This window comes from Curtobacterium sp. Csp1, assembly GCF_013347185.1.
The window spans coordinates 2,834,552-2,860,236 of sequence record NZ_CP054594.1 but is presented as its reverse complement, the minus strand read 5'-3'; the positions used below and the strand labels follow the sequence as shown (position 1 = coordinate 2,860,236).

Genomic DNA, 25,685 nt, shown 5'->3' with positions numbered 1-25,685 from the left:
GCATCGCGAGCGCGTGAGGTGTCGCTGGGCGCGAAGAGTGGCCGCCAACACCGCAGCAGCGGCACCGCAACAGCCGCAGCGGCACCACAGCCGCAGCCCCGGCTACCGCGCCGCAGCCACCCCGGCGGGCACGAGCCGTCCCTCGGCCTGCAGCGACGCGACGACCTCGAGTGCCTGGTGCCGGTACCGCGCCTGGGCGGCCCCCGGCGCCACGATCACGCCGTCCGCCCCCGTGGACGCCACGAGCTCGTTGAGCTTCGCCGCGACATGCTCACGCGACCCGTACGCCTGACGCTCCGTGCGGGCCGCGATGAACCGCCGCTCGAGGTCGGAGAACGCGTACGCGCGGGCCTCGTCCATCGAGACCGGCTCGGGCTTGGCGCCCTGCCGCATCCGGATGAACGAGATCATCCCCGGCGCGCTCTGCTCCTCGACGACCGCGGGGTCCTCGTCGGTGACGACCTGCACGCCGATCAGCGCGTTCGGCGTCTGCCGGAAGCGCGAGGGTCGGAACGAGTCGCGGTACAGCGCGAGCGCCGCCTCGGTGTTGTCCGACGCGAAGTGGTGCGCGAAGGCGAACGAGACGCCGAGCGCCCCCGCCACCTGGGCGCTGTAGCCGGAGGATCCGAGCAGCCAGAACTCCGGCACGTCCCCGTACCCGGGAACCGCGCGGATGCGCGACAGCGGGTTCTCGGCGTCCATCCCCGTGAAGAAGCCGATCAGGTCGGCGAGCTGCTGCGGGAAGTCGTCGACGTCGAGACGGTCCGTGCGGCGCAGCGCCATCGCGGTCGCACCGTCGGTGCCCGGCGCCCGGCCGATGCCGAGGTCGACCCGGTCGCCGTACAGCGCTCGCAGCGTGCCGAACTGCTCGGCGACGACGAGCGGCGCGTGGTTCGGCAGCATCACGCCACCGGAGCCGATCCGGATCCGCGAGGTAGCGGCGCCGACGGCGCTCAGCAGCACCGCGGGCGCCGACGAGGTGATGCCCGGCATGCCGTGGTGCTCGGCGACCCAGATCCGCTCGTAGCCCAGCCGTTCGGCGTGCACCGCCGTGTCGATCGTGCCCTGCAGGGCCTCGGTGTTCGTCTGGCCGTACTCGCGGGTGGCCAGGTCCAGGACGGACAGGTGCACGGTGGCGTCGCTCATGTGGGCACCAACGGTCGCCGGCTCGCGTGCATTCCGGGCCACGGGACGCACTGGAGGCGCGTGGCGGGGCCCGCCACGCGCCTCCAGTCCGTCAGTCGCCGTCCAGGCGACCGCCCGACTCGGTGAGGTAGCAGTTGGCGCACAGCGCCTCGTAGGTGACGCCGGCGCCGTCGATGGCGACCTGCGAGCCGTCGAAGACGAAGCGTCCGTCGACCTTGCGGGGGTTGAACACCGCCTTGCGACCGCAGCGGCAGATGGTCTTGAGCTCCTCGAGGGAGTGCGCGATCTCGAGCAGCCGCGCGCTGCCGGGGAACGCCTCGGTGCGGAAGTCGGTGCGGATGCCGTAGGCGAGCACCGGGACGTCGTCGAGGACGGCGATGCGGAGCAGGTCGTCGACCTGGCGGGGCGTCAGGAACTGCGCCTCGTCGACGAGGACGCAGCTGAGCGGCCGGACCATGCCGTCGAGCCGGTCGGACTCCGGGTCCACCGCACCGGCAGCTGCGACGGACGCGCGGACGTCGTCGTCCGGCGCGAAGACGACGTCGACGGACCGGGTGACGCCGAGGCGCGACACGATCTCGCGGTCACCCTTGGTGTCGACCGACGGCTTCGCGAGCAGCACGCGCTGCCCGCGCTCCTCGTAGTTGTAGGCGGCCTGCAGGAGTCCGGTGCTCTTGCCGCTGTTCATCGCGCCGTAGCGGAAGTAGAGCTTCGCCACTACGCGAGGAACCCGTCCTCTGCCGCACGACGGATCAGGTCGGACTTCTTCGACGCCGGACGACCGACCTTGCTGTACTTCTCGCGCACGCGGCGCAGGTAGGTCTTGGCCGTCTCGTACTGCACGTTCATCTGCGCGGCGACCTCGTTCGTCGAGTAGCCCGACACGTACAGGCGCAGCGCCTCTTCCTCGCCGTGGCTCAGCTTCGGCCGCTGGTGCGCGTTCGCGCCGGTGGGCAGCGGACGCCAGTCGCGCTGCGGCGGGGTCTCTCGCGAGACGCCCATGACCTCGCGCGCCACGTCCATGACCTCGCGCATCGGCAGCGACTTCGACAGGAACGCCGCGGCACCGGCGGCGAGGGCGCGGTCGCGGGACTCGCGGCTGTCGACGCTGGACAGCACGATGACCTTCGCCCCGGCCGCGCGGCAGGTGCGGACCCGAGCCTCGATCGAGACCGGCTCCTTGAGCTGGAAGTCGAGGAAGACCAGGTCGGTCGGGAAGTTCTCGCTGTGCACCATCTCGAGCCAGGTGTGGGCCGTCAGCGCGAGGTCGAAGTCGAAGGCGTTCACGGCGATCCAGCTCGAGAGGCTGTCGAGCAGCACCTCGTGGTCGTCGAGGATCGCCAGCCGCACGCGTCGGGTGCCGGGCTGCGGGAGCGGGGGTACGCCCTCCGTGGTCCGGTTCGGGTCAGTGCTGGTCATAGGAGAACCTTAGTGCGAGGGACGACGGCCGGACGGCGACGTCGAGGTCGGGGAAGGTCACGCGGAGGACCGCGAGGTAGGGGTCGAAGGTGCGGTGGATGCCCACGTCGGAGTCGTCCACGGCCAGGTCGAGCGCGACGGAGACCGCTCCGGCCCCGGTGGCGCTCGGGGTCGTCGGCGGATCGTCGTCCACCGCCCGCCGGACCCGGGCGCGGAACCCGGCCGGGTCGACCGTCGACGCGCGGAGGGCCGCGCGCAGGAACGTCCGGACGACGGTGCGCTGGTCGGCGTCGAGCGTCGCGATCAGCCCGTCCGGGTCGTCGATCGCGCTGGCCGTCCCGCCGTCCACGACCACGGCGTGCTCGAACCACGTCCGGTCGGCGTCGGCGACCATGGCCCGCCGGATGCCGTCGGCGATCGCACGGGCCCGCGCACGGTCGGCGTCCGTGATGACCTCCCTCGTGCGGAGCTCGGCGAAGAACGGTGCGACGTCGCGGGCGAGGACCACCGAGCGGTCGTGCTGCACGCTCGCGGCGATGCCGTCCCGCTCCGCGCGGGCGACGGAGTAGGACCCGGCCCGGATCTGGACGCGCTCGGCGAGCCCGGCGAAGGTCGCGGCGAACACCACGGCCGCCGTGGTGAGCACGAGCGTCGGGGCGGCGGCGAGGAACGCCGCGACCGACGCCGGGACGCCGTACGGGAACACGGTCGCGGCAGCGCCCCACGCTCCGGCGTCGACGACGGCCAGCACCACCCCGCCCACGGCGAGGTCCCGCCACGGTCGGTACGGCGCGGCCATGACGATGCCGGTCGCGGTGAGCAGGCTCATGAAGTCGTTCAGGGCGCTGCGGTCCGGGCCCCACTGCGCCGCGACGCTCGCGACGGTCGCCGCGGCGAGCAGGACGACGTGGAGCACGAACGCCCACCGTGGGAACGGGGCGCGGAACGGCGACGAGGCGACGAACACGACCGCGCCGGACGCCGCGAGGAGCAGGACGGTCAACGCGCTGAGCGTCGGGCTCCCTGGCACGTCCCGGTCGAACACGGACACGAGGAGCGCCCAGGCCACCCCACCGGCGCCGAGGACGATCGCGAGCGGACGGGACCCCATCGCGCCGAGCGGGTCGTACTGCTGCGCCGTGCGGCTGCCACGGATGCGGGTCCGGACGTCGTCGACGCGGCTCACCGGCCGGTCCCCCACTCGTCGTCGAGCGTGGCAGCGACCGGGACCGCGGCGGCGGCGTGCGGCACCGTCATCATCACGCTGGTGCCGGACCCGGGCGACGACCAGACCTGCACGTCGCCACCGACGCGCGCGATGCGCTCGCGGACGGAGCCGCGCAGGCCCATCCGGTCCGGGCTGGTCTCCTGCTCGTCGAAGCCACGGCCGTCGTCGACGACCATGACCGTGCACGACGCACCGTCGTCGAAGACGCTGACCTCGGCTCGGTCGGTGCCGGCGTGCTTCCGGACGTTGGCGAGGCACTGGCCGACCGCGCGGAACAGCGCGGTCGAGGCGGTGTGGTCGAGGGCGCCGAGCACGGCGGTGTCACCCGTCACGTCGACCTGCAGGCCCTCGGCGCGGTGCTCGTCGACCATCGCCTCGAACGCGTCGACGGCGACGGCGGACGGCCGGTCCACGGTGGACCCGGACGGCGCGAGCCACTCCTTGCCGGTCAGCATCGCGACGTCGGACTCCACCGTGCGTGCGAGTTGCGGGTCCATCGGGCCGTCCGGTGCCAGGGCGATGGCGCCGAGGTGGTTGAGCACGGTGTCGTGGAGGATCGCCGCGGCCTCGGCCTCGACCCCGGCGCGGTACGCCGAGACGTGCTCCTCGCGCGCGGAGCGGAGCAGCTCGGGCTGGACCCGCTCGGACCGTGCGGTGTTCCGGCTGGTGAAGAGCACGAGCGCGACGACGAAGCCGAGGGTCACCCAGGCGAGCAGGAGCGGCCGTGGCGGCCCGTCCACCTGCGCGACGGCGATCGAGGTCGCGAGGCGTCCGACCAGGAACCCGCCGACCGACCAGAGCACGACGCGTCCGGCCACCGCGCCGGCACCACCGACGAGGACGAGCGGGATGATCACGAGCGACAGCAGGTAGCTCGTCACCCAGCCCGCCGGGACCTCGCGCTGCACGACGAGCGCGAACCACCACGCGGACACCCCGCCGACGAGCAGGAAGGCCACGGCCGACCGCCACGTGCCGAACTGCACGTGCACGCCGATCATCAGGGCCATCGGCACGAGGGCGAGCACGGCGCCGACGATCCGGACGTCCGGGTCGGCCAGCCGGTAGAGCAGCAGCACGACCGCCGCGGCCACCACGGACCCGACGGCGGCGGCGTGGAAGGCGCGCACGGTCGACCAGGCATTCACGCGGGGCGCGAGGTGCGTGGGGATGCCGAGCACGGGTCGAGGGTCCTTCCGGAGGGTCGTCGTGTCGCCGACGACGGCCATCGGGAGGCTGTCGTGTACCCCGAAACGAGCACCGTTCGGCGACCCGCCCGATGTTACCGCCGATCACCGACACTCGGTGTCCCCCGAACGCGGAAGCGCACTCGCGTCAGAACAGGGTCGGCCCGGATGCCGCACCGACGCTGGCCGTCCGATGCCCCCAGCCGGGGTCCGCGCGCTGCAGCGGCGACACCGACGGACGCGACTGCTCGTCGAGCGGCGAGGCCGTGGGTCCCGTCGGGATCGTGCGCAGCCGTTCCTCGCGGTCGCGGAACCCCATCGAGCCGGTCGCCGGGTCGACCCGACCGACCGCGACCCCGTGGGCGCGCAGGATGGGACGGACCCGCTCCGCGAGCCACCGGCGGTAGTCCTTCGGGGCGTACGTGTTGTCGAGGTACATCGACCGGTACCGCGCGACCAGGTCCGGCCGGGTCTGCTGCAGCCACGCGAACCACCACGGCTTGACCCCGGGCCGCAGGTGCAACGCCGAGTACATGACGCTCGTCGCACCGGCCGAGGCCGCCCGCCCGATCGCGTCGTCGAGGTGTGCCCGGGTGTCGGTGATGAACGGCAGCACGGGCATCAGGAACACCGAGCAGTCGAGGCCCGCGTCCCGGATCGCCCGGACGGTCGCCAACCGTGCCGCCGTCGTCGGGGTGCCCGGCTCGACCTGCTGCTGCAGCGCGTCGTCGTACACCGCGATCGACATCGCCAGGTCGATCGGTACCTGCTGTGCTGCCTCGGCCAGCAGGGGCAGGTCACGTCGGAGCAGCGTGCCCTTCGTCAGGATGCTGAACGGCGTCCCGGACTCGGCGAGGGCACGGATCACGCCCGGCATCAGCCGGTACTTGCCCTCGGCGCGCTGGTACGGGTCGGTGTTCGTGCCGAGGGCGACCGGGTGCCCCTGCCAGCTCGGTCGGCGGAGTTCGCGGCGGAGCACGTCGGCGACGTTGGTCTTCACGACGATCTGCTGGTCGAAGTCCGCGCCGCCGTCGAACTCCAGGTAGGTGTGCGTCGGCCGGGCGAAGCAGTACACGCACGCGTGGCTGCACCCGCGGTACGGGTTGATCGTCCAGCCGTAGGTACCGGCACCGTCGGCACTGGGCACACGGTTCAGGGCACTCTTCGCCAGCACCTCGTGGAAGGTGACGCCCGCGAACTCCGGCGTCGTGACGCTCCGCACGAGTCCGCTGTTCGACGCGAGTCCCGGAAGCGCGTCGGTCCGCTCCGCGTCGATCGCCTGTCCACTCCACCGCATGCCGCCATTCGAACACACGTTCGAACGGCGGTCAAGCCGGGCGAGCTCGGTTCAGTGGTGCAGCCCGAGCACCTTCGCCGTCCGCGCGAGGGTCTCGTCCGCGAGCGCCGGGTCGGAGCCGAGGTCCGTGCCGTACGTCGGCACCATCTCGCGCACCGTCGGCTCCCAGCCTGCCCAGCGGTCCGGGAAGCACCGCTGCAGCATGGACAGCATGATCGGCACCGCGGTGGACGCCCCGGGGCTCGCACCGAGCAGACCTGCGATCGACCCGTCGGCCGACGTGATGACCTCGGTCCCGAACTGCAGCACCCCACCCTTCTCGCGGTCGGGCTTGATCACCTGGACACGCTGCCCGGCGGTGATCCGGTGCCAGTTGTCCGGCTCGGCCGTCGGCATGAACTCGCGGAGGGCGTCGAACTTCGTCTGCTTCGACGCGAGCAGCTGCCCCACGAGGTAGCGGACGAGGTCGAAGTTGGAGAACGCGACGCTGAGCATTGGACGCAGGTTGTGCGGTCGGATCGAGCGGAACAGGTCGAGCACGGAGCCCTGCTTGAGGAACTTCGGGCTGAACCCGGCGTACGGGCCGAACATGAGCGACGCCTTGCCGTCGACGATGCGGGTGTCGAGGTGCGGGACGGACATCGGCGGAGCACCGACGCTCGCCTTGCCGTACACCTTCGCCGCGTGCTTCTGCACGACCTCGGGCTCGTCGGTCCGGAGGAACTCGCCGGACACCGGGAACCCGCCGTACCCGCGGATCTCCGGGATGCCGGACTTCTGCAGCAGGTGGAGTGCTCCGCCGCCCGCGCCGACGAAGACGAACTTCGCCGCGATGCGCTGCGTGGAGCGACCGATCTCGTTGCGGACGTCGAGGACCCAGCCCTCGGACACCGTCGAGCGGGTGATCTTCCGGACCTGGTGCGACGGCTCGAACTCGACGCCGGCGATCTCGAGCTCGTCGAAGAGCTGGCGCGTCAGCGATCCGAAGTCGACGTCGGAGCCGGCGGCGGAGTACGTCGCCGCGATCGGCTGGTCCTTCTTGCGCCCCGGGATGAGCGCGGGTGCCCACTGCCGGATCTGCGCGGGGTCGTCCGAGAAATCGATGCCCGCGAAGAGCGGGTGGTCCTTGAGCGCCTCCCAGCGCTTCCGCATGTACTCGACGTTGTCAGCACCCCAGACGAACGAGATGTGCGGCGTCGGGTTGATGAAGTTCGAAGGTTCCGGCAGCGCACCGGTCTCGACGAGGTGGGCCCAGAACTGCCGCGACACCTGGAACTGCTCGTTGACCGTGACGGCCTTCGCGATCTCGACCCGTCCGTCGGGCAGCTCGGGCGTGTAGTTCAGCTCGCAGAGCGCCGAGTGCCCGGTGCCCGCGTTGTTCCACGGGTTCGAGGACTCCTGCGCGGCCGATCCGAGCCGCTCGTACACGCGGATGCGCCACGTGGGCTCGAGCCGGTGGATGATCGCGCCGAGCGTGGCGCTCATGATCCCTCCCCCGACCAGGACGACGTCGATGGGGTCCACCTGCTTCACTGCCACCCGTCGATCCTACCGGCGTGCGGCCGGGTGCGAGCCGACCGACAGACGGACGGGAGGCACGTGGCGGACCCGCCACGTGCCTCCCGTCCGTCTTCTGGTCCCTACCCCGGCCGCTACGCGGCGACGGTGCGGCGGGCGACGATCGTCTCGGCGATCTGCACCGCGTTGAGCGCGGCGCCCTTCCGCAGGTTGTCGTTGCTCACGAAGAGTGCGAGACCGTGACCGGCGGGCGCGGACTGGTCGGCCCGGATCCGGCCGACGAACGACGGGTCCTGCCCGGCGGCCTGCAGCGGCGTCGGCACGTCGGCGAGCTCGACGCCGGGCGCCTCGGCGAGGATCGCCGTCGCGCGCTCGGGCGAGAGCGGACGGTCGAACTCGGCGTGCACCGAGATCGAGTGCCCGGTGAAGACCGGGACGCGCACACAGGTGCCGGCGACGAGCAGGTCGGGCAGCTCGAGGATCTTCCGGCTCTCGTTGCGGAGCTTCTTCTCCTCGTCGGTCTCGCCCTCGCCGTCCTCGACGATCGAGCCGGCGAGCGGCACGACGTCGAACGCGATGGGACGCACGTACTTGACCGGCTCCGGGAAGGTCACGGCCGAGCCGTCGTGGGTCAGCGCAGCGGCGTCCTGCTCGAGGGCGGCCTTCGCCTGGCCGAGGAGTTCCTCGACACCGGCGAGCCCGGACCCGGACACGGCCTGGTACGTCGTGGCCACGAGTCGGCGGAGACCGGACTCGGTGTCCAGGACCTTGAGCACGGGCATGATCGCCATCGTCGTGCAGTTCGGGTTCGCGATGATGCCCTTCGGAGCCTGGCCGATGGCGTGCGGGTTCACCTCGCTCACCACGAGCGGGACCTCCGGGTCCATCCGCCAGGCGCTGGAGTTGTCGACGACGACGGCTCCCGCGGCGGCGAACTTCGGTGCGAGGGCGCGCGAGGCGGTGGCGCCCGCCGAGAACAGCGCGATGTCGATGCCGGACGGGTCGGCGGTCTCGGAGTCCTCGACGACGATCTCCTCGCCGCGGAACGGCAGCGTGGTGCCGGCGGACCGGGCACTCGCGAAGAACCGGACGCGGTCGGCCGGGAACGTGCGCTCCTCGAGGAGGCGACGCATCACGGCGCCGACCTGACCGGTGGCGCCGACGACGGCGACGGTGGTGCTCATGTGGTGCTCCTGCTCGTTCGCGGGACGGCGGTCAGCGGCCCGTGCCGGCGTAGACGACGGCTTCCTGGTCGGCGTCGAGGCCGAACGCCGCGTGCACGACCCGCATCGCCTCGTTCAGGGTGTCGGCCCGGGTGACGACCGAGATGCGGATCTCCGAGGTCGAGATCATCTCGATGTTGATCGACGCCTCGTGCAGGGCGCGGAAGAGCGCGGCGGAGACGCCCGCGTTCGTGCGCATGCCCGCGCCGACGAGGGCGAGCTTGCCGATCTGGTCGTCGTACTGGATGCCCTCGTAGCCGATGTCGGCCTTCGCGACCTCGAGCGCCGTGAGCACGCCCTGGCCCTGGTCCTTCGGCAGCGTGAAGGAGATGTCCGTGCGGCCGGTGACGGCCTCGGACACGTTCTGCACGATCATGTCGATGTTCGCGCCGGCACGGGCGACGATCGTGAAGATCTCGGCGGCCTTGCCCGGGGTGTCGGGCACGCCGACGACGGTGATCTTGCCCTCGGAGAGGTCTCCGGCGATCCCGGTGATGATCGGTTCTTCCACGGTTTCCCCCTCTGCAGGGTTGTAGACGATGGTTCCCTCGGCGTTGCTGAAGGAGGAGCGGACGTGCAGGGTGACGCCGTGCCGACGGGCGTACTCGACGGCACGGATGTACAGGACCTTGGCGCCGGAGGCCGCGAGCTCGAGCATCTCCTCGCTCGTGATCCGGTCGACCTTCTTGGCCTTCGGCACCACGCGCGGGTCGGCGGTGAAGATGCCGTCGACGTCGGTGTAGATCTCGCAGACGTCGGCGTCGAGCGCGGCGGCGAGGGCGACGGCCGTGGTGTCCGAGCCGCCGCGACCGAGCGTGGTGATCTCGCCGGTCGTGCGGTTGAAGCCCTGGAAGCCCGCGACGATCGCGACGTGACCGGCGTCGAGCGCCTCGCGCACGCGCTTCGGGGTGACGTCGACGATGCGGGCCTTGCCGTGCTGGGCGTCGGTGAGCATGCCCGCCTGGCTACCCGTGTACGACGAGGCTTCGACGCCCAGGCTCTTGATCGCCATCGCGAGCAGGGCCATCGAGATGCGCTCTCCCGCGGTGAGCAGCATGTCGAGCTCACGACCAGCCGGGATGGGCGTCACCGAGTGCGCGAGGTCGACGAGCTCGTCGGTGGTGTCGCCCATCGCCGAGACCGCGACGACGACGTCGTTGCCGGCCTTCTTCGTCTGGACGATCCGCTTCGCCACGCGCTTGATGCTCTCGGCGTCCGCGACGGACGATCCACCGAACTTCTGCACGATCAAGGCCACTGCTTGGTACTCCCGGGGACGACGGATCCGCGATGAGACGCGGTTCGACAATGGTAGAGGGTGTTCCGCGGATGTTGCGTCGGAACGGGGTGGGACGCAAGGATCCTGCGTGCTGCTGCCCGCCCGCGGCGTCGAGCTCAGCCGCCGACCAGGCGACGACCCTCGAAGGCCCGTCCGAGTGTGACCTCGTCGGCGTACTCCAGGTCGCCGCCCACGGGGAGACCGGAAGCGAGTCGGGTCGTCCGGATGCCCATCGGGACGAGCAGACGACTGAGGTACGTCGCCGTCGCCTCGCCCTCGAGGTTCGGGTCGGTCGCGATGATGACCTCGTCCACCGTGCCGTCGGCCAGGCGCGTCATGAGCTGCTGGATTCGCAGGTCGTCCGGACCGACGCCGTCGATCGGGCTGATGGCACCGCCGAGCACGTGGTAGAGCCCACGGAACTCGCGCGTCCGTTCGATCGCGGCGACGTCCTTCGCCTCTTCCACGACGCAGATCACGGTCGGCGACCGACGGGGGTCGCGGCAGATGCTGCAGCGTTCGGACTCGGTGACGTTGCCGCAGACCTCGCAGAAGCGGACCTTCTCCTTGACGTCGGCCAGGAGCTCCGCCAGGCGGCTCGGGTCGAAGGACTCGGTCTGCAGGATGTGGAACGCGATCCGCTGCGCGGACTTCGGCCCGATGCCGGGCAGGCGACCGAACTCGTCGATCAGGTCCTGGACGATGCCGTCGTACATCAGGCGCCTTCCTCGTGCAGGGCGGTCTCCTCGATGAACTGGGCACCGAGGATCTCACGGACGACGGCCTCGCCGTAGCGACCCGCGACGGGGGCACGACGGGCCGGGGGCGTGGTGGTCGGCTGGGAGCGGGCGGCCTGCTGTCGGGGTGTGGCCTGCTGCTGGGGAGTGCCGTGCTGCTGCGAGGTGCCCTGCCGGGAGGTGCCCTGCTGCTGACCCGACGCCGCTCCGGGCGGTGTCGGCGCCGCGGCTGGCGCTCCGGTGCCGGGGTCCGGGAACGGGGCGCCGTCGTCGTAGGGCTCGTCGTCGAGGGGGTAGTCGTCGACGGGCACGTCGGACCGGCTTCCCGTGGTGTCGGGCGCAGCGGGTGCGGACGCCGACGTCTCGGCTGCCGCCGGCGCGACGGCCGGGATCGACTCGGCATGCGGGCGCGGCGTCGAGGAGGCGCCTCCGCCCAGCGCCGAGGCCGGACGCAGCTGCGCAGCGAGCGCTGCGTCGGCGGCGGGGTCGCCGACGACCTGGACGGGGGTGACGGGCTCGCCGGTGTCCGTCGTGCCGAAGGGCGCCGACCAGCTCGGTTCCGCTCGTCCGGCCGGAGCGGCGGGTGCGGGCGTCGGGTCAGCCGCTGGGATGGTGGCGACCGCCCAGTCGGTGACCGGGCTGCTGGACGCCGGTGCCGGTGCCGCCGGAGTCTGCGCCGCGGGGGCCTGGGGCGCCTGCTGCTGCGCCGGAGCCTGCGGCGCCTGGGCCCGCGGCGCCGCGACCTCGGGCTTCGGCTCGGGGGCACGACGCTCCGGCGCCGCCGCCTGATGCGGCGCCTGCTGCGGGGCCTGCTGCTGCTGCGGGATCTGCTGCTGCGGAACCCGCTGCTGACCGTTCGGCTGCTGCTGGTGCTGCCCGGGCCCGCGGGCGACGAACTTCACCCGGAGTCCGAGGACGTCGATGATCGCCGAGCGGAGGAGCTCGCTGACGCTCGTGGCGGGGTCGGACATCTCCTTGAAGGACGCCACGTCCTGCTGGCTCGGGAACGTCAGGGTGAGCACGTCCTCACGCAGGGCTGTGACCTGCGCCGTGACGACCACGGACCACGCCGACCGACGGGCCTTCTGCACGTGCTCGACGACCTGCGGCCAGGCGTCGCGGAGCTGCTGGAAGCCCACGGCCGCGACGGGGCGGACCACGGGCTCGTCGCCGACGGCCGTGCCCTGCCCGGTCGACGAGGCGTTGGCCGTGCCGGACGGGGCGGCCGGGGCATCCGTCGACGGGCGCTCGGCGTGCGGCTGCTGCACGGGCTGCGGGGTGCTCGGGGCGACCGCTCCCCACGCCGCGGCGGCGTCACGCACGGCATCTCCGGGGGCGGCCGACCCGCCGGCGGACGACGACTCGGTGGTCGAGCGTGCGCTCGCTGCAGGAGCCGCCGACTGCGCGGGCGCAGCGGTCGACTCAGGCGAAGCGGTCGACGCGGGCGCCGGAGCCGCGGCGCGCTGCGGAGCGGCAGGAGCCGCGGCCGCCGTGGAGCCGCCCTGGTGTCCGCCCGCGTCGCCGACACCGACACGACGCTCGAGCCGCTCCACACGGGCGAGGGCCCCGCGCTGGGTGTCGTCGGCCTCGGGCACGAGCATGCGCGCCGTCATCAGCTCGAGGTGCAGCCGCGGTGAGGTCGCACCGGTCATGTCCGTCAGGGCGCGGTTCGCGATGTCCGCCGCCCGGGACAGCGCCGTCGCCCCGAACACCCCGGCCTGACGGGTCATGGTGTCGAGTTCCTCGGGCGAGATGCCGCGCAGGACCGCCGCCGCGCTCTCGTTCGTGGCGGCGACGACGATCAGGTCACGAAGCCGCTCGAGCAGGTCCTCGACGAAGCGTCGCGGGTCCTGACCGGTCTGCACGACGCGGTCGATGGCCGCGAACGCCGATGCCGGGTCCGCGACGGCGAGCGCGTCGACCACGTCGTCGAGCAGTGCCGCGTCGGTGTAGCCGAGCAGGGCGACGGCACGCTCGTACGCGATGGCGCCGTCCTCGCTCCCCGCCATGAGCTGGTCGAGCAGCGACAGGGTGTCACGCACCGATCCGCCACCGGCCCGGACCACCAGGGGCAGGACGCCCGGCGCGACCGACACGGACTCCTGCGCACAGAGCTGCTCGACGTACTCGAGCATCGTGGCCGGAGGCACGAGACGGAACGGGTAGTGGTGGGTCCGCGACCGGATGGTGCCGATGACCTTCTCGGGCTCGGTCGTCGCGAAGATGAACTTCACGTGCTCCGGGGGCTCCTCGACCAGCTTGAGCAGCGCGTTGAAGCCCTGCGGCGTCACCATGTGCGCCTCGTCCAGGATGAAGATCTTGAAGCGGTCCCGCGCCGGGGCGAAGACGGCGCGGTCGCGCAGGTCGCGGGCGTCGTCGACACCGTTGTGGCTCGCGGCGTCGATCTCGATCACGTCGAGGGAACCGCTGCCCCCGCGCGCGAGCTCGACGCAGCTCGGGCAGACACCGCACGGGGTGTCCGTCGGCCCCTCGGCGCAGTTGAGGCAGCGTGCGAGGATGCGGGCCGAGGTCGTCTTGCCGCAGCCGCGCGGCCCGCTGAACAGGTACGCGTGGTTGACACGGTTCGTCCGGAGCGCGGTCCGCAGCGGGTCGGTGACCTGCGACTGCCCGATCAGCTCGGCGAAGTTCTCGGGCCGGTAACGGCGATACAGGGCGGTGACCACGGACCAAGGGTAGCCGGGACGGCCGACACCACCAGCCGTCACACCGAGCCTGTGGACGGCGTCGGGTCACACCCCTTCCGGGAACGAAGAAGACTCCTCACGCACCCGCCAGAGCCCGGTTACCCTTGCTGCGTTTCCGCCCTGGGGGAGTTGGCCTGGATGGCGTCACGTGAGGAGCCTCCGGAAGTCTACCGGACGCGACGGGCAGTATCGGACACATGAAGATCGCCATCGCCGGAGGACACGGACAGATCGCCCTGCTCCTCGCCCGCCTCGTCACCGACGCCGGCCACGACGCCGTCGCCGTCATCAGGAACCCCGCGCACCGCGCCGACGTGGAGCAGCAGGGCGCGACCGCGCTGGTCGTGGACCTGGAGCAGGTCGACGACGACGAACTCGCCCTGCGCCTGCGCGGGGTCGACGCGGTGGTGTTCGCGGCCGGTGCCGGCCCGAACAGCGGTGCGGAGCGGAAGGAGACCGTCGACCGGGACGCCGCACTGCTCCTCGCCGACGCCGCCGAGCGGATGGGCATCGACCGCTACGTGATGATCTCGGCGATGGCGGCCGACTCGTACGACCCGGAGCGGGCCGTCGTGCCCGCCCGCTCCGAGGACGACGTCTTCCAGGTGTACCTGCGCGCGAAGTCCGAGGCGGACGCGAACATCCGCGCGCGGAACCTGCGCTGGACGATCGTCCGTCCGGGTGCGCTCCTCGACACACCGCCGCAGGGCACGGTCGCCGTCGGGCGCACGGTGCCGCGCGGGTCGATCCCCCGTGCGGACGTCGCCGCGGTCGTGCTGCACGCGCTCCTCGACGACTCCGCGGTCGGCGTGCAGTTCGAGGTGACGAGCGGCAACACACCGATCCCCGCCGCCCTGCACGCCCTCGGCTGACCCGATCCGCACGAACGAGACGCCCCCCGCGCTGCCGAGACGCCCCCGAACCGTCGAGACGCCCCCGGATCCGGGGGCGTCTCGCGCACTCGGGGGCGTCTCGCGCGCGACCGCCGCGAGCTACAGCGCGACCGCAGCCGACTGCCGGGCGATCTCGAGCTCCTCGTTCGTCGGGATGACGAGCACCGCGACACGCGACGCGTCCGTGGAGATGCGCCGTGCCTCTCGTGAGGCCAACTCGTTCCGGTCCGCGTCGACCTCGATGCCCAGGTGCTCGAGTCCCGCGAGCACGCGCCGGCGCAGCAGCGCGTTGTTCTCCCCGACCCCCGCGGTGAAGACCACGGCGTCCAGCCCACCGAGCTGCGCCGTGTACGCCCCCACGTACCGGCGGATCCGGTGCCGGTACACGGCGAGCGCCGCCTCGGCGGTCTCGTCACCGCGCGACGCAGCGTCCTGCACGTCCCGCATGTCCCCGTTGCCGGTGAGCCCGAGCAGGCCCGACTGCTTGTTGAGCATGGTGTCGAGCTCGTCGAAGTCGAGTCCGGCCTCGCGGTGCAGGTGCAGCAGGACGGCGGGGTCGAGGTCGCCGGAGCGGGTCCCCATCACCAGGCCCTCGAGCGGGGTCAGGCCCATCGAGGTCTCGATCGAGCGGCCGCCGTCGATCGCCGCGGCCGAGGCCCCGTTGCCGAGGTGCAGCACGATGGTCTTCAGCTCGGACAGCGGGCGGTCGAGGAACGCGGCGGCCTGCTCGGAGACGTACTTGTGGCTCGTGCCGTGCATGCCGTAGCGCCGGATCTGGTGCTTCTCGGCGAGGTCGGCTGGGATCGCGTACGTGTACGCGTGCGGCGGCATCGTCTGGTGGAACGCGGTGTCGAACACGGCGACGTGCGGGACGTCGGCGAAGACCTGCTTCGCGGCCCGGATCCCCTCGAGGTTCGCCGGGTTGTGCAGCGGCGCGAGGCTGTTCAGCGCCTCGATCTGCTCCTCGACCTCGTCCGTCACGACCGTCGCCCGGTCGAACGTGGTCCCGCCGTGCACCACGCGGTGGCCGACGACCGCCGGGGGGTGCTCGTCGAACGACGGGCCGACCTTCGCGAAGGCGTCGAGCATGGCCTGGAAGCCCGCCGCGTGGTCCGGGACGTCGGCTGAGTCGTTCGAGGACGACTCCCCCGTCACCGCGTTCGTGTGCTTCCACGCGCCGGCGGACTCGCCGATGCGCTCCACCAGCCCGGAGGCGAGCGTGCGCTCGCCCTCGAGCTCGATGAGCTGGTACTTGAACGAACTCGAACCGGAGTTCACGACGAGGGCTGCGGTCACTGGGGTGGTGCCTTTCTCGGGACGGACTGGAGGCGCGGTGCGGGTCGGTCGGTCAGGCCGCGTCGGTCGCGGTGCCGGCCTGGATCGCGGTGATCGCGACGGTGTTCACGATGTCGCCGACGAGGGCGCCCCGCGAGAGGTCGTTGATCGGCTTGCGCAGGCCCTGGAGCACCGGACCGATGGCCACGGCACCCGCCGACCGCTGCACGGCCTTGTAGGTGTTGTTGCCGGTGTTCAGGTCCGGGAAGACGAACACCGTCGCCCTGCCGGCGACCGGCGAGCCCGGCATCTTCGTGCTCGCGACGGTCGGGTCGGCGGCGGCGTCGTACTGGATGGGGCCCTCGACGAGCAGGTCCGGGCGACGCTCTCGCACGAAGGCGGTGCCCGCGCGGACCTTGTCGACGTCCGCCCCGGTGCCGCTGTCCCCGGTCGAGTAGCTGAGCATCGCCACCCGCGGATCGATGCCGAACTGCGCCGCGGTCTCGGCCGACGAGATCGCGATGTCGGCGAGCTGCTCGCTCGTCGGGTCCGGGATCACCGCGCAGTCGCCGTACACGAGCACGCGGTCGGCCAGCGCCATGAGGAAGACGCTCGACACGATCGACGTGTCCGGCCGGGTCTTGATGATCTCGAAGGACGGCCGGATCGTGTGCGCCGTGGTGTGCTTCGCGCCGGACACCATGCCGTCGGCCAACCCGAGCTGCACCATGAGCGTGCCGAAGTACGAGACGTCCGTGACGGTGTCGCGGGCGAGCTCGATCGACATGCCCTTGTGCGCCCGCAGCCGGGTGTACTCCTCGGCGAAGCGCTCGCGGAGCTCGGGGTCGAACGGGCTGACGAGCTGCGCACCCTCGAGGTCGAGCCCGAGCTCGGTCGCGCGGGCACGGATCGCGGCGGGTTCGCCGAGGATCGTCAGCGCGCAGACCTGACGCTGCAGCAGCGTGGACGCGGCGTGCAGGATGCGGTCGTCGTCGCCCTCGGGCAGGACGATCCGCTTGCCGTAGCCGCGGGCCCGGTCGAGCAGGCCGTGCTCGAACATGAGCGGCGTCACGACGCCGGACGGCGTGAGCTGCAGCCGGTCGCGCAGGGCGTCGGCGTCGACGTGCTGCTCGAAGAGCGCGAGCGCGAGGTCGGCCTTCCGCGGGGAGTCCGCCGCGAGCCGCCCGCGGGTGTGGGTGATCCGGAGCGCGGTGTCGTACGTGCCGAGGTCGTTCCGGGCGATCGGCAGCGAGCTCGACAGGCCCTCGAGCAGGCGGGTGATCTGCGGCGAGGTCTCGAACCCGCCGTTCAGGATGACACCGGCCAGGCTCGGGAAGGTCTCGGACTGGTTCGCGAGCACCGTGGCGAGCAGCACGTCGCTGCGGTCCCCCGGCACGACCACGATCCCGCCCTCGATGAGCCGGGGCAGCACGTTCTCCATGCTCATGCCGGCGACGACGGTGCCCAGGGCCTCGCGGTCGAGCAGGGCCTCGTCCCCACGGACGAGCGTCGCGCCGGTCGCCTGCAGCAGGGCACGGACGGTCGGTGCGACGAGCACGCGGTCCTCGGGGATGGCCCAGACGGGCGTGTCGGGGTGGACGTCGCGCACCGCGTGCTCGACGCTCGCGACGATCGCCGCGAGCGCGTCCGGGTCGGCACGGTTCACCACCACGCCGAGGAGCTGGGCGTGCGCCGCCCGGAGCTCGCTCGTCGTGACGTCGGCGACCTGCGCCATCGCCTCGGCCGTGCGCGCCCCCCGCTCGGCGGAGTCGCGGCCGCCGAGCACGAGCAGCACGGGCGCCCCGAGGTTCGCCGCGACCTTCGCGTTGAAGGACAGCTCCGTCGGGCTGCCCACGTCGGTGTAGTCGGACCCGAGGACCACGACCGCGTCGCACTGCCGCTCGACCTGCGCGAAGCGGGACAGGATCGTGCCGAGCGCGGCGTCGGGGTCCGCGTGGACGTCGTCGTAGGTGACGCCGACGGCCTCGTCGTACGAGAGCCCGACGGCGGTGTGCTGCAGGAGCAGCTCGAGCACGTAGTCGGGCTCGGCGACCGACCGGGCGACGGGTCGGAACACGCCGACGCGACCGACGGATCGGGCGAGGGTCTCGAGGACACCGAGGGCCACGGTGCTCTTGCCGGTGTGCCCCTCTGCTGACGTGATGTAGATGCGGGTCGACACACCTCCAGGGTAGTCGCGCGCTCGACGGGCCCTCTGGGAGCCGGCGGGGCTGTGGAGGCTCGTGGTCATCCACACCCTCGGGAACCTGTACCATTGGTTTTCGTCATCGCGAGATGTCGCCTGGAGAATTCGCCTAGTGGCCTATGGCGCACGCTTGGAAAGCGTGTTGGGTGCAAGCCCTCGGGGGTTCGAATCCCCCATTCTCCGCCAGCAACTCCCACCAGGAGCGTTCCGGCCAGGAACGTACCGGTCAAGAACGACGAAGGGCACCCGCCGAGCGGGTGCCCTTCGTCGTTCCGGTGGCGCCCGTCGACGCCCGTGTCCCCCGTCAGGCCGACGGCTGTGCCCCCCGTCCGCAACGAGGTGGCCGGAACACGCCGCTGCGCAGTGGAACGCACTGTCCTCCGGCCCCGCCGAGGCCCTAGTCTGTGCTCACGGACGACCCCGGGACGGGTCGGACACGGTGCAACCGGGCGGCAGGGGCGTCGCCCGACGGGCGTGCGGTCGACGCTGCCCGCGCACCCGAGGGCGAGGAGACCCACGTGGGGGACGCGACGGTACCGGCGACGGGACGACTGCGCGCGCCGGTGTTCGACACGGTGCTCCGGCCCCGTCGCGCACTGGTCCGCTCCACCGCCCTGAGCGTCGTCTGCTCCGCCGTCCCACTCGTCGTCGCGCTGGTCTGGGTCACCCTCCCGATGCGCTGGTGGTCGCTCGTGGCCGGCTTCGTCGTGCTCCTCACCGTCCTGGCCGGTGTGCTGTTCGTTCGGCTCGGCTCGGCGTTCCTCGGGATCGACGAGGACGACGTCGTGCTGCACGGCGTGGTCACCGCGAACCGACGCATCCCGCGGGCCCGGGTGCACCACCTCGTCCTCGTGACGACGCAGCACGGGACGGCCGACCGCCCGGTCCGGACGCTCCTGGCGTTCGACGCCGACGACGAGCACCTGTTCCGCATGCGCGGCGACGTCTGGGGCGACGCGGCACTCGAGCGCGTGGTCGACGTGCTCGACGTCCAGGTGGACCGCGAAGGCCGCGTCCTGCCGGCACGCGAGGTCGCCCGCCGCTGGCCGTCGAGCCGCGCCTGGTACGAGCGTCGTGCCGGCGTCGCGGTCGCGGGTGGCGCTGCGGCCGCCCTCGTCGTCGGGGTCCTCGCCGTCGAGACGATCGGACTCCTCGCACGCTGACCGTCCGCGCCGCCCGAGCAGGCTGACCGATCAGCGCCCGACGAGCACGCTGACCGACCGCGCCACCCGAGCTCGCCGACCGTCAGCGCGGCCCCTCAGCGCCGGCGTCGCAGGGTCGAGAAGATCCCCTTCACGACCTCCTTGGCGATGGTCCCGCCGAGCCCCGGACCGAGCAGGTCCGACAGCGGGTCCCCCGACCGCCGCGAGGTCGACGTCCGCGACGACCGTGGCGAGCGATCGCTCCGCCGCGACTCGGCCGTCCGCTCCGCGCGCTCGAACTCCCGCTGCGTGCGCTCGTACTCCTGCTGCGCGGCCCGACGCTCTCGCTCGTCCTGCTTCGCCCGCGCCGCCGCCTCCTTCGCGGCTGCCGCGGCGGCCCGCGCCGCCTGCTTCTCGGCCTCGGCCTGCGCGGACGCGGCGTGCTCCGCCGCCTCCGCGGCGGCGGCCTCGGCGGCCGCGGCCTCCATCCGGCGCGCGAGGATCTCGTGCGCCGAGTCGGGGTCGACGCGGGTGCCGTACCGGGCGAGGAGCGGGGACGAGGTGACCCGGGCCTCCAGGTCGGCCCCCGGCAGGGGCTCCATGGAGCCCTGCGGCGCGCGCAGGCGCGTCCACGCGACCGGCGTGGGCGCACCACGCTCGTTCATCACGGTGACGATCGCCTCACCCGTCGCCAGCGAGGTCAGGACCTCGCCGAGGTCGTACTCGCTCGTCGGGTAGGTCGACACCGTGGCGCGGAGAGCCTTCGCGTCGTCGGGCGTGTGCGCGCGGAGCTGGTGCTGGATGCGCGACCCCAGCTGCGCGAGCACGTCGTTCGGGACGTCCTTCGGCGTCTGCGTGACGAAGAACACGCCGACGCCCTTCGAACGGATCAGCCGGACGGTGCGGACGACCTGCTCGGTGAAGTCCTTCGACGCACCCGTGAACAGCAGGTGCGCCTCGTCGAGGAAGAACACGAGCTTCGGCTTGTCCTGGTCGCCGACCTCGGGCAGCTCGTTGAACAGGTCTGCGAGCATCCACATCAGGAACGTCGAGAACAGCTGTGGCTGGTCCTGCACGCCGGGGACCTCGAGCAGGCTCACGATCCCGCGGCCGTCCGGGGCCGTCCGGAGGAACTCGGCGGTGTCGATCTCCGGCTCCCCGAAGAACGCGTCGGCACCCTGGTCGGCGAAGGTGACGAGCTCGCGCAGGATCACGCCGACCGTCTGCTTCGACAGACCGCCGAGGTCCGCGAGTTCGCCCTTGCCCGCGTCGCTCGTCAGGTAGGTCAGGACGCTCCGCAGGTCGGACAGGTCGACGAGCGGCAGCCCGGCCTGCTCGGCGTAGTGGAAGACGAGCCCGAGCGACGACTCCTGCGTCTCGTTGAGACCGAGCACCTTCGCGAGCAGCAGCGGCCCGAACCCGGACACCGTCGCCCGGACCGGGACACCCGTGCCGACGCCGCCGAGGGCGTAGAACTCGGCCTGGCTGCCGACGCCCTGCCACTGCTGGCCGATGCCCGCCGTGCGCGCGAGCAGCTTGTCGTTCGGCTGGCCGGGGGTCGCCAAGCCGGACAGGTCGCCCTTGACGTCCGCCGCGAACACCGGCACACCGGCCGCGGCGATCTGCTCGGCGAGGAGCTGCAGGGTGCGGGTCTTGCCCGTGCCGGTGGCACCCGCGACGAGGCCGTGCCGGTTGAGCATGCCGAGCGGGATGCGGACCTGGACGTCCGGCAGCGCCTCGCCGTTGACGAGCGCGCCGAGTTCGAGGGCGGTGCCGCCGACGGCGTACCCGGTACGGACGGCCGCCACGGCGTCGGCGCCGAGCGGTCCGGCGGGTGGTGCGGTGAGCGGCGGGGTCGCCTGGTCGCCGGGTCGGGTGTCGGGCCGGACGGGAGGCTCGGTGCCTGTGGACGACGTCGACTCGGCTGCCGGGGTGGCCGGGTCCGTGGGCGCTGCTGCCGGCTCGGCTGTCGTCGCCGCCGGCTCGGTGGGCGCTGCGGCCACTGTCCGGCTCAGCGCTGCGGCGAGCTCCTCGGCCCGCCGTGCGGCCTCATCGGCGAGCCGACGCGCCTCCTCGGCGGCGGCCTGCGCCGCCGCTGCCGATGCTCTCGCCTGCTCCACCGCGTCGTCGCTCATGGCCACAGCGTACGGACGCCGACCGACGCCGGTCCGGCCGGACGACGACGGGGAGTGACTAGTGCGTGAGGGCGGGGACCGTGCGGGGGCGGACCACGGCCCAGAGCAGGACGATCGCCACCGCCGCCGTGCACGCCATCACGGCCGCCATCGGCGCCGCGGTCTCGATGCCGAGCCAGCCGACGATCGGCGAGATGAGCCCGGCGACACCGAAGTTCAGGGCGCCGAGGAGCGAGGCGGCGGTGCCGGCTTCCTTGCCGTGCGCGGCGAGGCCGATCACCTGGACGAGCGGGAACGAGAAGCCGCACGCCGCGATGAAGAACCAGAGCGGCACGAGCACGCCGACCAGTCCGGCACCCAGCGCGTCGAGCACGATGATCGCGACCGACGCCAGGAACAGGGTCGCGGTCGAGCAGGCGAGGATCCACTGCGGGCCGACACGCTGCGCGATCCGCGAGGAGATCTGCACGCCGACGACGACGCCGATGGAGTTCACCGCGAAGAGCAGTCCGTACTGCTGCGCGTTGAGCCCGTAGACGCCCTGGAACAGGAACGGCGACGAACTCAGGTACGAGAACAGGCCGCTGAACACCATCGCTCCGATGAGCGCGACGCCGACGAAGATCCGGTCGGAGAACAGCGCCTTGTACCGCTGGCCGACGGTGGAGTGGCCGGCCTCGTGCCGGCGCTCCTTCGGCAGCGTCTCGACGATGAGCAGGATCGACGCGATCACGACGGCCAGGCCGTAGCAGGCGAGGAACACGAAGATGCCGCGCCAGCTGGTGAAGCGGAGCATCTGCGAGCCGATGAGCGGCGCGAGGATCGGTGCGAGGCCGTTCACCATCGCCAGGCGCGACAGCATGCGCACGAGGGGCTTGCCGCCGAACAGGTCGCGGACGGTGGCCATCGCGACGACACCACCCGCCGCGGCACCCATGCCCTGCAGGACGCGGAACACGGCCAGCAGCTCGATGTCCGGCGCGGTGGCCGCTCCGATGGACGCCGCGATGTGCACCGTGGTGGCGATGATGAGCGGCAGGCGACGACCGACCTTGTCGCTCCACGGGCCGACCAGCAGCTGGCCGACCGCGAACCCGAGCGTCGTCGCCGTGAGCGTGAGCTGCACGGCGCCGTCGGAGACCCCGAACTGCTCCTTGAGCGACGGGAACGCCGGCAGGTAGAGGTCGATGGTGAACGGCCCGAGCGCGGTGAGCGCGCCGAGCACGAAGACGTAGACGAGGCGCTGACCCCGGGTGAGCGAGTCACCGGGGTGGAGCACGACGCGGAGTGGACCAGTGGTGGCGGGCGCGGTCACGAGCGAGCGGTCCTTCGACAGGAGAGACGGGAGAGGGAGGTGATCACGGGCGCCGCGGTTGCCCGGCGCCGGGAGAGCGGGGTCGCACCGGGCGGACCCGGCCGAGTCGAATCGAATCGATTCGCCCACGGAACCATCCTACGGGCTGCGTGAGCGCTCCCGGAACCTCCCGCACCACATCCGTCGCGTCACACCGCGCTCTCCGTCCCGTCCGGGCGGTCGCCGTACGGTAGCGTCGACCGTGCTCGTCGACACCTGGTCGGACCGGGCAACGGACTCGGCGAGAAGGGGGTGGGACCGTGGTCGACGCACGGATCCTGCACACGACCGCAGCCCTGCGCGAGGCGATCCTGCGGCTGGCCGCCGACCGCCCCGTGTCCACGATCACCGTCGCGGACGTCACGCGCGCGGCCGGGATCAACCGTGCGACCTTCTACTCGCACGCGGTCTCGCCGGGGTCGCTGCTCGCCGACGTGCTCACGCCCGAGCTCGACCGCATCCGCGAGGACGACGCCGAGGCCCGCCGGACGGCTGCCGCCCGTGGTGCGAGTGCCGACGAGCTCGCTGCGATCACCCGTCGCGGGATCGACGCGGTCGTCGAGCACGTGGTGTCCCACCGGGACATCTACGCGAAGGGGCTCCCGGACACCGAGGACGCCTCGCTCCACCGGCTCCTCGTCGAGCACTTCACCGTCTCGAGCGCGCAGCACATCCGCGAGCTCCCCACCGAGCGCCCGACCATGCTCGACGACGTCGCGGCCGGGTTCGTCGCGCAGGGGTTCGTCGGTGCGATCGAGGCCTGGCTCGCCGGGCCCCGGCGGTCGCGGAGGTCGCTCGTCGAGACGATCACGCTGTCGTTCCCGTCCTGGTGGCACTGAGCGCCGCGGCACCGGCGACAGCAGCGACCGTCGGTCGCTGATCGTCGGTCGCTGATCGTCGGTCGCTGATCGTCGGTCGCTGACCGTCAGTTGCTGACCGTCGGCTTCTCGCCGCGCTGCAGCGACCGCACCACGTCGACCGTGGCGTCGACGAACGCGTCCCCGTCGTCGCCGGGCACTCGATGGTCGGCGGACACCCCGTCGCCCCCGGTCCCGCTCGCGGGCAGGGACCCACCGAGGGACACCACGACCACGCCGGCGTCGTGCGCGGTCTGGAGCGCCCCGGCCAGGGCCGAGGCGTCGACTGCGCGGACGAGCACCGCCTTCGCGCCGCCCCGGACGAGCGCGTCGACCGCCTCGCGCTGGGCCGCCGCGCCGTCCTGCTCGGGCGCCACCCGGACGTCCGACCGGAACCCCGCTGCGTCGAGCCGGTCGCCGAGCGCCGTGCCGAGCGAGCCGTCCGCGGCGGACAGGACCACCCCGACCACGGCGTGCCGGTCGAAGCCGCCGTCCGAGCTGGTCAGGTCCGAGCTCTGCACGGGCGTCGGCGCCGCGGTCGTGGGACCCTGGCAACCGGTCAGGGCGACGAGGGCCGCCCCCACCACGACGGCCACGACGGCCCCGACCCGCATGCGCACGCGCGTCACGCTACCCGCTCGGCACCTGCAGGCGGCGGCACCGGGCCGAGCCGTCGGACCGCCGCGGTGGCGAGCAGCGCGATCACGATCATCGCGAGGAACACGAACGGGAACGACCACGCGGCGTCCGCTCCCCCGCTGCCGACGAACAGCAACCCGGTGACCGCGAGCCCGACGACGCTGCCCGAGGCGTCCGCGATCGTCAGCGCCGAGCTCGCGAACCCGTCGTCGCCCTCGCCCGAGAACCGCAGCGTCAGCATCGACGCCCGCGGGTACAGCCCGCCCATGCCCGCGCCGCCGACGAACCAGCCGACGACGAGCACCCACCACGGCAGGTCGAACGCGGCGACCGCGAGCGCCGTGACCAGGCTGACGAGCACCAGGGCGAGCCCGACACCGAACGTCCTGGCGGCCGTCAGGCGTTCCTCGCCGACCCGTCCGTGCACCCAGCTGGCACCGGCCCAGCTCAGGGCGGCGACGGTCAGCGCGAGGCCCGCCGTCGACGCCGACAGACCGTGCCGCGACTGCAGCAGGAACGGCACGTAGGCCTCGCTCCCGAAGAACGCCGCCGCGACGAGTCCCCGCAGGAGCACCACGCTCGGCAGCCCGGGCGCCGCACGGAACGTCCCGGTCGGCAGCAGCGGACGGAGCGCCGCCCACGTGCCGACGACCCCGACGACGACCGCGGCGACGCGCGGCCACGGGCCGAGGTCCGGGGCGACGTTGAGGAGCAGGATCGCGATCGCCGCCCCGACGGACCAGCCGATCCTGGTGCGTTGCCACACCGGTCGGAGCGCGGCGGCCGGGGCGTGCAGCTTCCCGAGGGTCGGCACGAGCAGGGCGAACGACACCACCGCGATGACGAGCGCCCCGGCGAAGACCCAGTGCCAGCCCCACGTCTCGGTGACGATCCCCGCGACCGCCGGGCCGACGAGCGCCGGGACGACCCACGCCGCGGCGAACCCGGCGAACACCGGGCCGTGCAGCTCGGCTGGGAAGATCCGTGCGACGAGCACGTAGAGCACGACGTCGATCGCCCCGGCACCGAAGCCCTCGACGAGCCGCCCGACGAGGAACACCTCCATCGTGGGCGCCAGCATCACGACCGCGGTGCCGAGCGCGAAGAGCGCGGCCGAGACCCACGCGACGACACGACCGCCGGACCGGTCCGTCCAGTTCCCCGCGAGCACCATCCCGGGGACACCCGCGGCGAGGGGTGCCGCGAAGGCGAGCGCGTACAGCGTCTCGCCGTCGAGGTCACGGCTGATCTCCGGCATGACCGTGGTCATCGCCAGGTTCTGGAACGCCGCGACGCCCACGATGGCGACCATGCCGATCGTCGCGAGCGCGTAGCGCCCGCTGAGGATCCCGGTCGTCGTCGCCACGCTGCTCACCCGGGTCACGCTACCGGTGACCACGGACGGACTGGAGGATCGTGGCGGCGCCGCCACGATCCTCCAGTCC

At 72.5% G+C, this 25,685-nt stretch carries 20 protein-coding genes, 1 tRNA gene and 1 other RNA gene; 4 read left to right on the top strand and 18 right to left on the bottom strand.

Going from position 1 to position 25,685, the window contains the following annotated elements:
* Nucleotides 1-102: 102 nt before the first annotated feature.
* From HUN58_RS13725 to ffs, 12 genes are all read right to left on the bottom strand, one after another.
* Complete coding sequence (locus HUN58_RS13725; RefSeq protein WP_180224948.1) at nucleotides 103-1,146, bottom strand: LLM class flavin-dependent oxidoreductase; 1,044 nt, start codon at nucleotides 1,144-1,146, stop codon at nucleotides 103-105.
* 91 nt (nucleotides 1,147-1,237) lie between these two features.
* A complete protein-coding gene (locus HUN58_RS13720) occupies nucleotides 1,238-1,864 on the bottom strand; it encodes a thymidine kinase (protein WP_141862217.1) in 627 nt (208 codons plus the stop codon).
* On the bottom strand, nucleotides 1,864-2,565 hold the full coding sequence (locus HUN58_RS13715) for a response regulator transcription factor (protein WP_229666641.1): 702 nt from the start codon (nucleotides 2,563-2,565) through the stop codon (nucleotides 1,864-1,866). The genes HUN58_RS13720 and HUN58_RS13715 overlap by 1 nt, the downstream gene beginning before the upstream one ends.
* Nucleotides 2,552-3,751 carry a hypothetical protein gene (locus HUN58_RS13710; protein WP_180224947.1) on the bottom strand — a complete coding sequence of 400 codons (1,200 nt, stop codon included), beginning with the start codon at nucleotides 3,749-3,751 and terminating at the stop codon, nucleotides 2,552-2,554. The genes HUN58_RS13715 and HUN58_RS13710 overlap by 14 nt, the downstream gene beginning before the upstream one ends.
* Nucleotides 3,748-5,022, bottom strand: a complete 1,275-nt coding sequence (locus HUN58_RS13705) for a sensor histidine kinase (RefSeq protein WP_180224946.1) — start codon at nucleotides 5,020-5,022, stop codon at nucleotides 3,748-3,750. Before HUN58_RS13705 ends, HUN58_RS13710 begins: the two co-directional genes overlap by 4 nt.
* Before the next feature lie 106 nt (nucleotides 5,023-5,128).
* Entirely contained in the window at nucleotides 5,129-6,277 is a 1,149-nt protein-coding gene (locus tag HUN58_RS13700) for an Rv2578c family radical SAM protein (protein ID WP_180224945.1), read from the bottom strand.
* 51 nt (nucleotides 6,278-6,328) lie between these two features.
* Nucleotides 6,329-7,816 (bottom strand): malate:quinone oxidoreductase, encoded by a 1,488-nt coding sequence (locus HUN58_RS13695; protein ID WP_180224944.1) that lies wholly within the window; start codon nucleotides 7,814-7,816, stop codon nucleotides 6,329-6,331.
* 113 nt (nucleotides 7,817-7,929) lie between these two features.
* Nucleotides 7,930-8,979, bottom strand: a complete 1,050-nt coding sequence (locus tag HUN58_RS13690) for an aspartate-semialdehyde dehydrogenase (protein WP_180224943.1) — start codon at nucleotides 8,977-8,979, stop codon at nucleotides 7,930-7,932.
* A 31-nt stretch (nucleotides 8,980-9,010) separates the two neighbouring features.
* Complete coding sequence (locus tag HUN58_RS13685) at nucleotides 9,011-10,276, bottom strand: aspartate kinase (protein WP_058743290.1); 1,266 nt, start codon at nucleotides 10,274-10,276, stop codon at nucleotides 9,011-9,013.
* Nucleotides 10,277-10,413: 137 nt separating this feature from the next.
* Nucleotides 10,414-11,013 (bottom strand): recombination mediator RecR, encoded by a 600-nt coding sequence (gene recR, locus HUN58_RS13680; RefSeq protein ID WP_058743291.1) that lies wholly within the window; start codon nucleotides 11,011-11,013, stop codon nucleotides 10,414-10,416.
* Nucleotides 11,013-13,718, bottom strand: a complete 2,706-nt coding sequence (locus HUN58_RS13675; protein WP_180224942.1) for a DNA polymerase III subunit gamma and tau — start codon at nucleotides 13,716-13,718, stop codon at nucleotides 11,013-11,015. Before HUN58_RS13675 ends, recR begins: the two co-directional genes overlap by 1 nt.
* An 85-nt stretch (nucleotides 13,719-13,803) precedes the next feature.
* Nucleotides 13,804-13,900, bottom strand: an RNA gene (gene ffs, locus HUN58_RS13670) — signal recognition particle sRNA small type.
* A 36-nt stretch (nucleotides 13,901-13,936) separates the two neighbouring features.
* Between ffs and HUN58_RS13665 the strand changes: the two genes are divergently transcribed.
* Complete coding sequence (locus HUN58_RS13665) at nucleotides 13,937-14,611, top strand: NAD(P)H-binding protein (protein ID WP_058743336.1); 675 nt, start codon at nucleotides 13,937-13,939, stop codon at nucleotides 14,609-14,611.
* A 120-nt stretch (nucleotides 14,612-14,731) separates the two neighbouring features.
* Here the strand turns inward: HUN58_RS13665 and HUN58_RS13660 are convergent, their stop codons facing one another.
* Nucleotides 14,732-15,928, bottom strand: a complete 1,197-nt coding sequence (locus HUN58_RS13660) for an acetate/propionate family kinase (RefSeq protein WP_141862228.1) — start codon at nucleotides 15,926-15,928, stop codon at nucleotides 14,732-14,734.
* A gap of 52 nt (nucleotides 15,929-15,980) precedes the next feature.
* Nucleotides 15,981-18,089: a phosphate acetyltransferase gene (gene pta, locus HUN58_RS13655; protein ID WP_141862230.1), complete on the bottom strand. Its 2,109-nt coding sequence runs from the start codon at nucleotides 18,087-18,089 to the stop codon at nucleotides 15,981-15,983.
* A 122-nt stretch (nucleotides 18,090-18,211) separates the two neighbouring features.
* On the opposite strand from pta, the gene HUN58_RS13650 reads away from it, so the two are divergent.
* Nucleotides 18,212-18,299: transfer RNA gene (locus HUN58_RS13650), tRNA-Ser, on the top strand.
* A 332-nt stretch (nucleotides 18,300-18,631) separates the two neighbouring features.
* On the top strand, nucleotides 18,632-19,276 hold the full coding sequence (locus tag HUN58_RS13645) for a hypothetical protein (RefSeq protein WP_180224941.1): 645 nt from the start codon (nucleotides 18,632-18,634) through the stop codon (nucleotides 19,274-19,276).
* A 95-nt stretch (nucleotides 19,277-19,371) separates the two neighbouring features.
* Here HUN58_RS13645 and HUN58_RS13640 read toward each other — a convergent pair whose 3' ends face one another.
* Together HUN58_RS13640 and HUN58_RS13635 are read right to left on the bottom strand one after the other, a co-directional pair.
* Nucleotides 19,372-21,390, bottom strand: a complete 2,019-nt coding sequence (locus tag HUN58_RS13640) for a helicase HerA-like domain-containing protein (protein WP_180224940.1) — start codon at nucleotides 21,388-21,390, stop codon at nucleotides 19,372-19,374.
* Between the two features lie 58 nt (nucleotides 21,391-21,448).
* Entirely contained in the window at nucleotides 21,449-22,705 is a 1,257-nt protein-coding gene (locus HUN58_RS13635; protein WP_114849680.1) for a multidrug effflux MFS transporter, read from the bottom strand.
* A 299-nt stretch (nucleotides 22,706-23,004) separates the two neighbouring features.
* Between HUN58_RS13635 and HUN58_RS13630 the strand changes: the two genes are divergently transcribed.
* Nucleotides 23,005-23,583 (top strand): TetR/AcrR family transcriptional regulator, encoded by a 579-nt coding sequence (locus HUN58_RS13630; RefSeq protein WP_174777944.1) that lies wholly within the window; start codon nucleotides 23,005-23,007, stop codon nucleotides 23,581-23,583.
* Nucleotides 23,584-23,669: 86 nt separating this feature from the next.
* Here HUN58_RS13630 and HUN58_RS13625 read toward each other — a convergent pair whose 3' ends face one another.
* Both HUN58_RS13625 and HUN58_RS13620 read right to left on the bottom strand, forming a co-directional pair.
* Entirely contained in the window at nucleotides 23,670-24,215 is a 546-nt protein-coding gene (locus HUN58_RS13625; RefSeq protein WP_254631695.1) for a substrate-binding domain-containing protein, read from the bottom strand.
* Between the two features lie 11 nt (nucleotides 24,216-24,226).
* Nucleotides 24,227-25,615, bottom strand: a complete 1,389-nt coding sequence (locus HUN58_RS13620) for an MFS transporter (protein ID WP_180224938.1) — start codon at nucleotides 25,613-25,615, stop codon at nucleotides 24,227-24,229.
* Nucleotides 25,616-25,685 lie beyond the last annotated feature (70 nt).

Bases quoted from the DNA above. Each gene is read 5' to 3' on its own strand.
- HUN58_RS13705 (WP_180224946.1), bottom strand. From the start codon at position 5,022: ATGGCCGTCGTCGGCGACACGACGACCCTCCGGAAGGACCCTCGACCC.
- HUN58_RS13700 (WP_180224945.1), bottom strand. From the start codon at position 6,277: ATGCGGTGGAGTGGACAGGCGATCGACGCGGAGCGGACCGACGCGCTT.
- HUN58_RS13640 (WP_180224940.1), bottom strand. From the start codon at position 21,390: ATGAGCGACGACGCGGTGGAGCAGGCGAGAGCATCGGCAGCGGCGGCG.
- HUN58_RS13725 (WP_180224948.1), bottom strand. From the start codon at position 1,146: ATGAGCGACGCCACCGTGCACCTGTCCGTCCTGGACCTGGCCACCCGC.
- recR (WP_058743291.1), bottom strand. From the start codon at position 11,013: ATGTACGACGGCATCGTCCAGGACCTGATCGACGAGTTCGGTCGCCTG.
- HUN58_RS13715 (WP_229666641.1), bottom strand. From the start codon at position 2,565: ATGACCAGCACTGACCCGAACCGGACCACGGAGGGCGTACCCCCGCTC.
- HUN58_RS13625 (WP_254631695.1), bottom strand. From the start codon at position 24,215: ATGCGGGTCGGGGCCGTCGTGGCCGTCGTGGTGGGGGCGGCCCTCGTC.
- HUN58_RS13665 (WP_058743336.1), top strand. From the start codon at position 13,937: ATGAAGATCGCCATCGCCGGAGGACACGGACAGATCGCCCTGCTCCTC.
- HUN58_RS13690 (WP_180224943.1), bottom strand. From the start codon at position 8,979: ATGAGCACCACCGTCGCCGTCGTCGGCGCCACCGGTCAGGTCGGCGCC.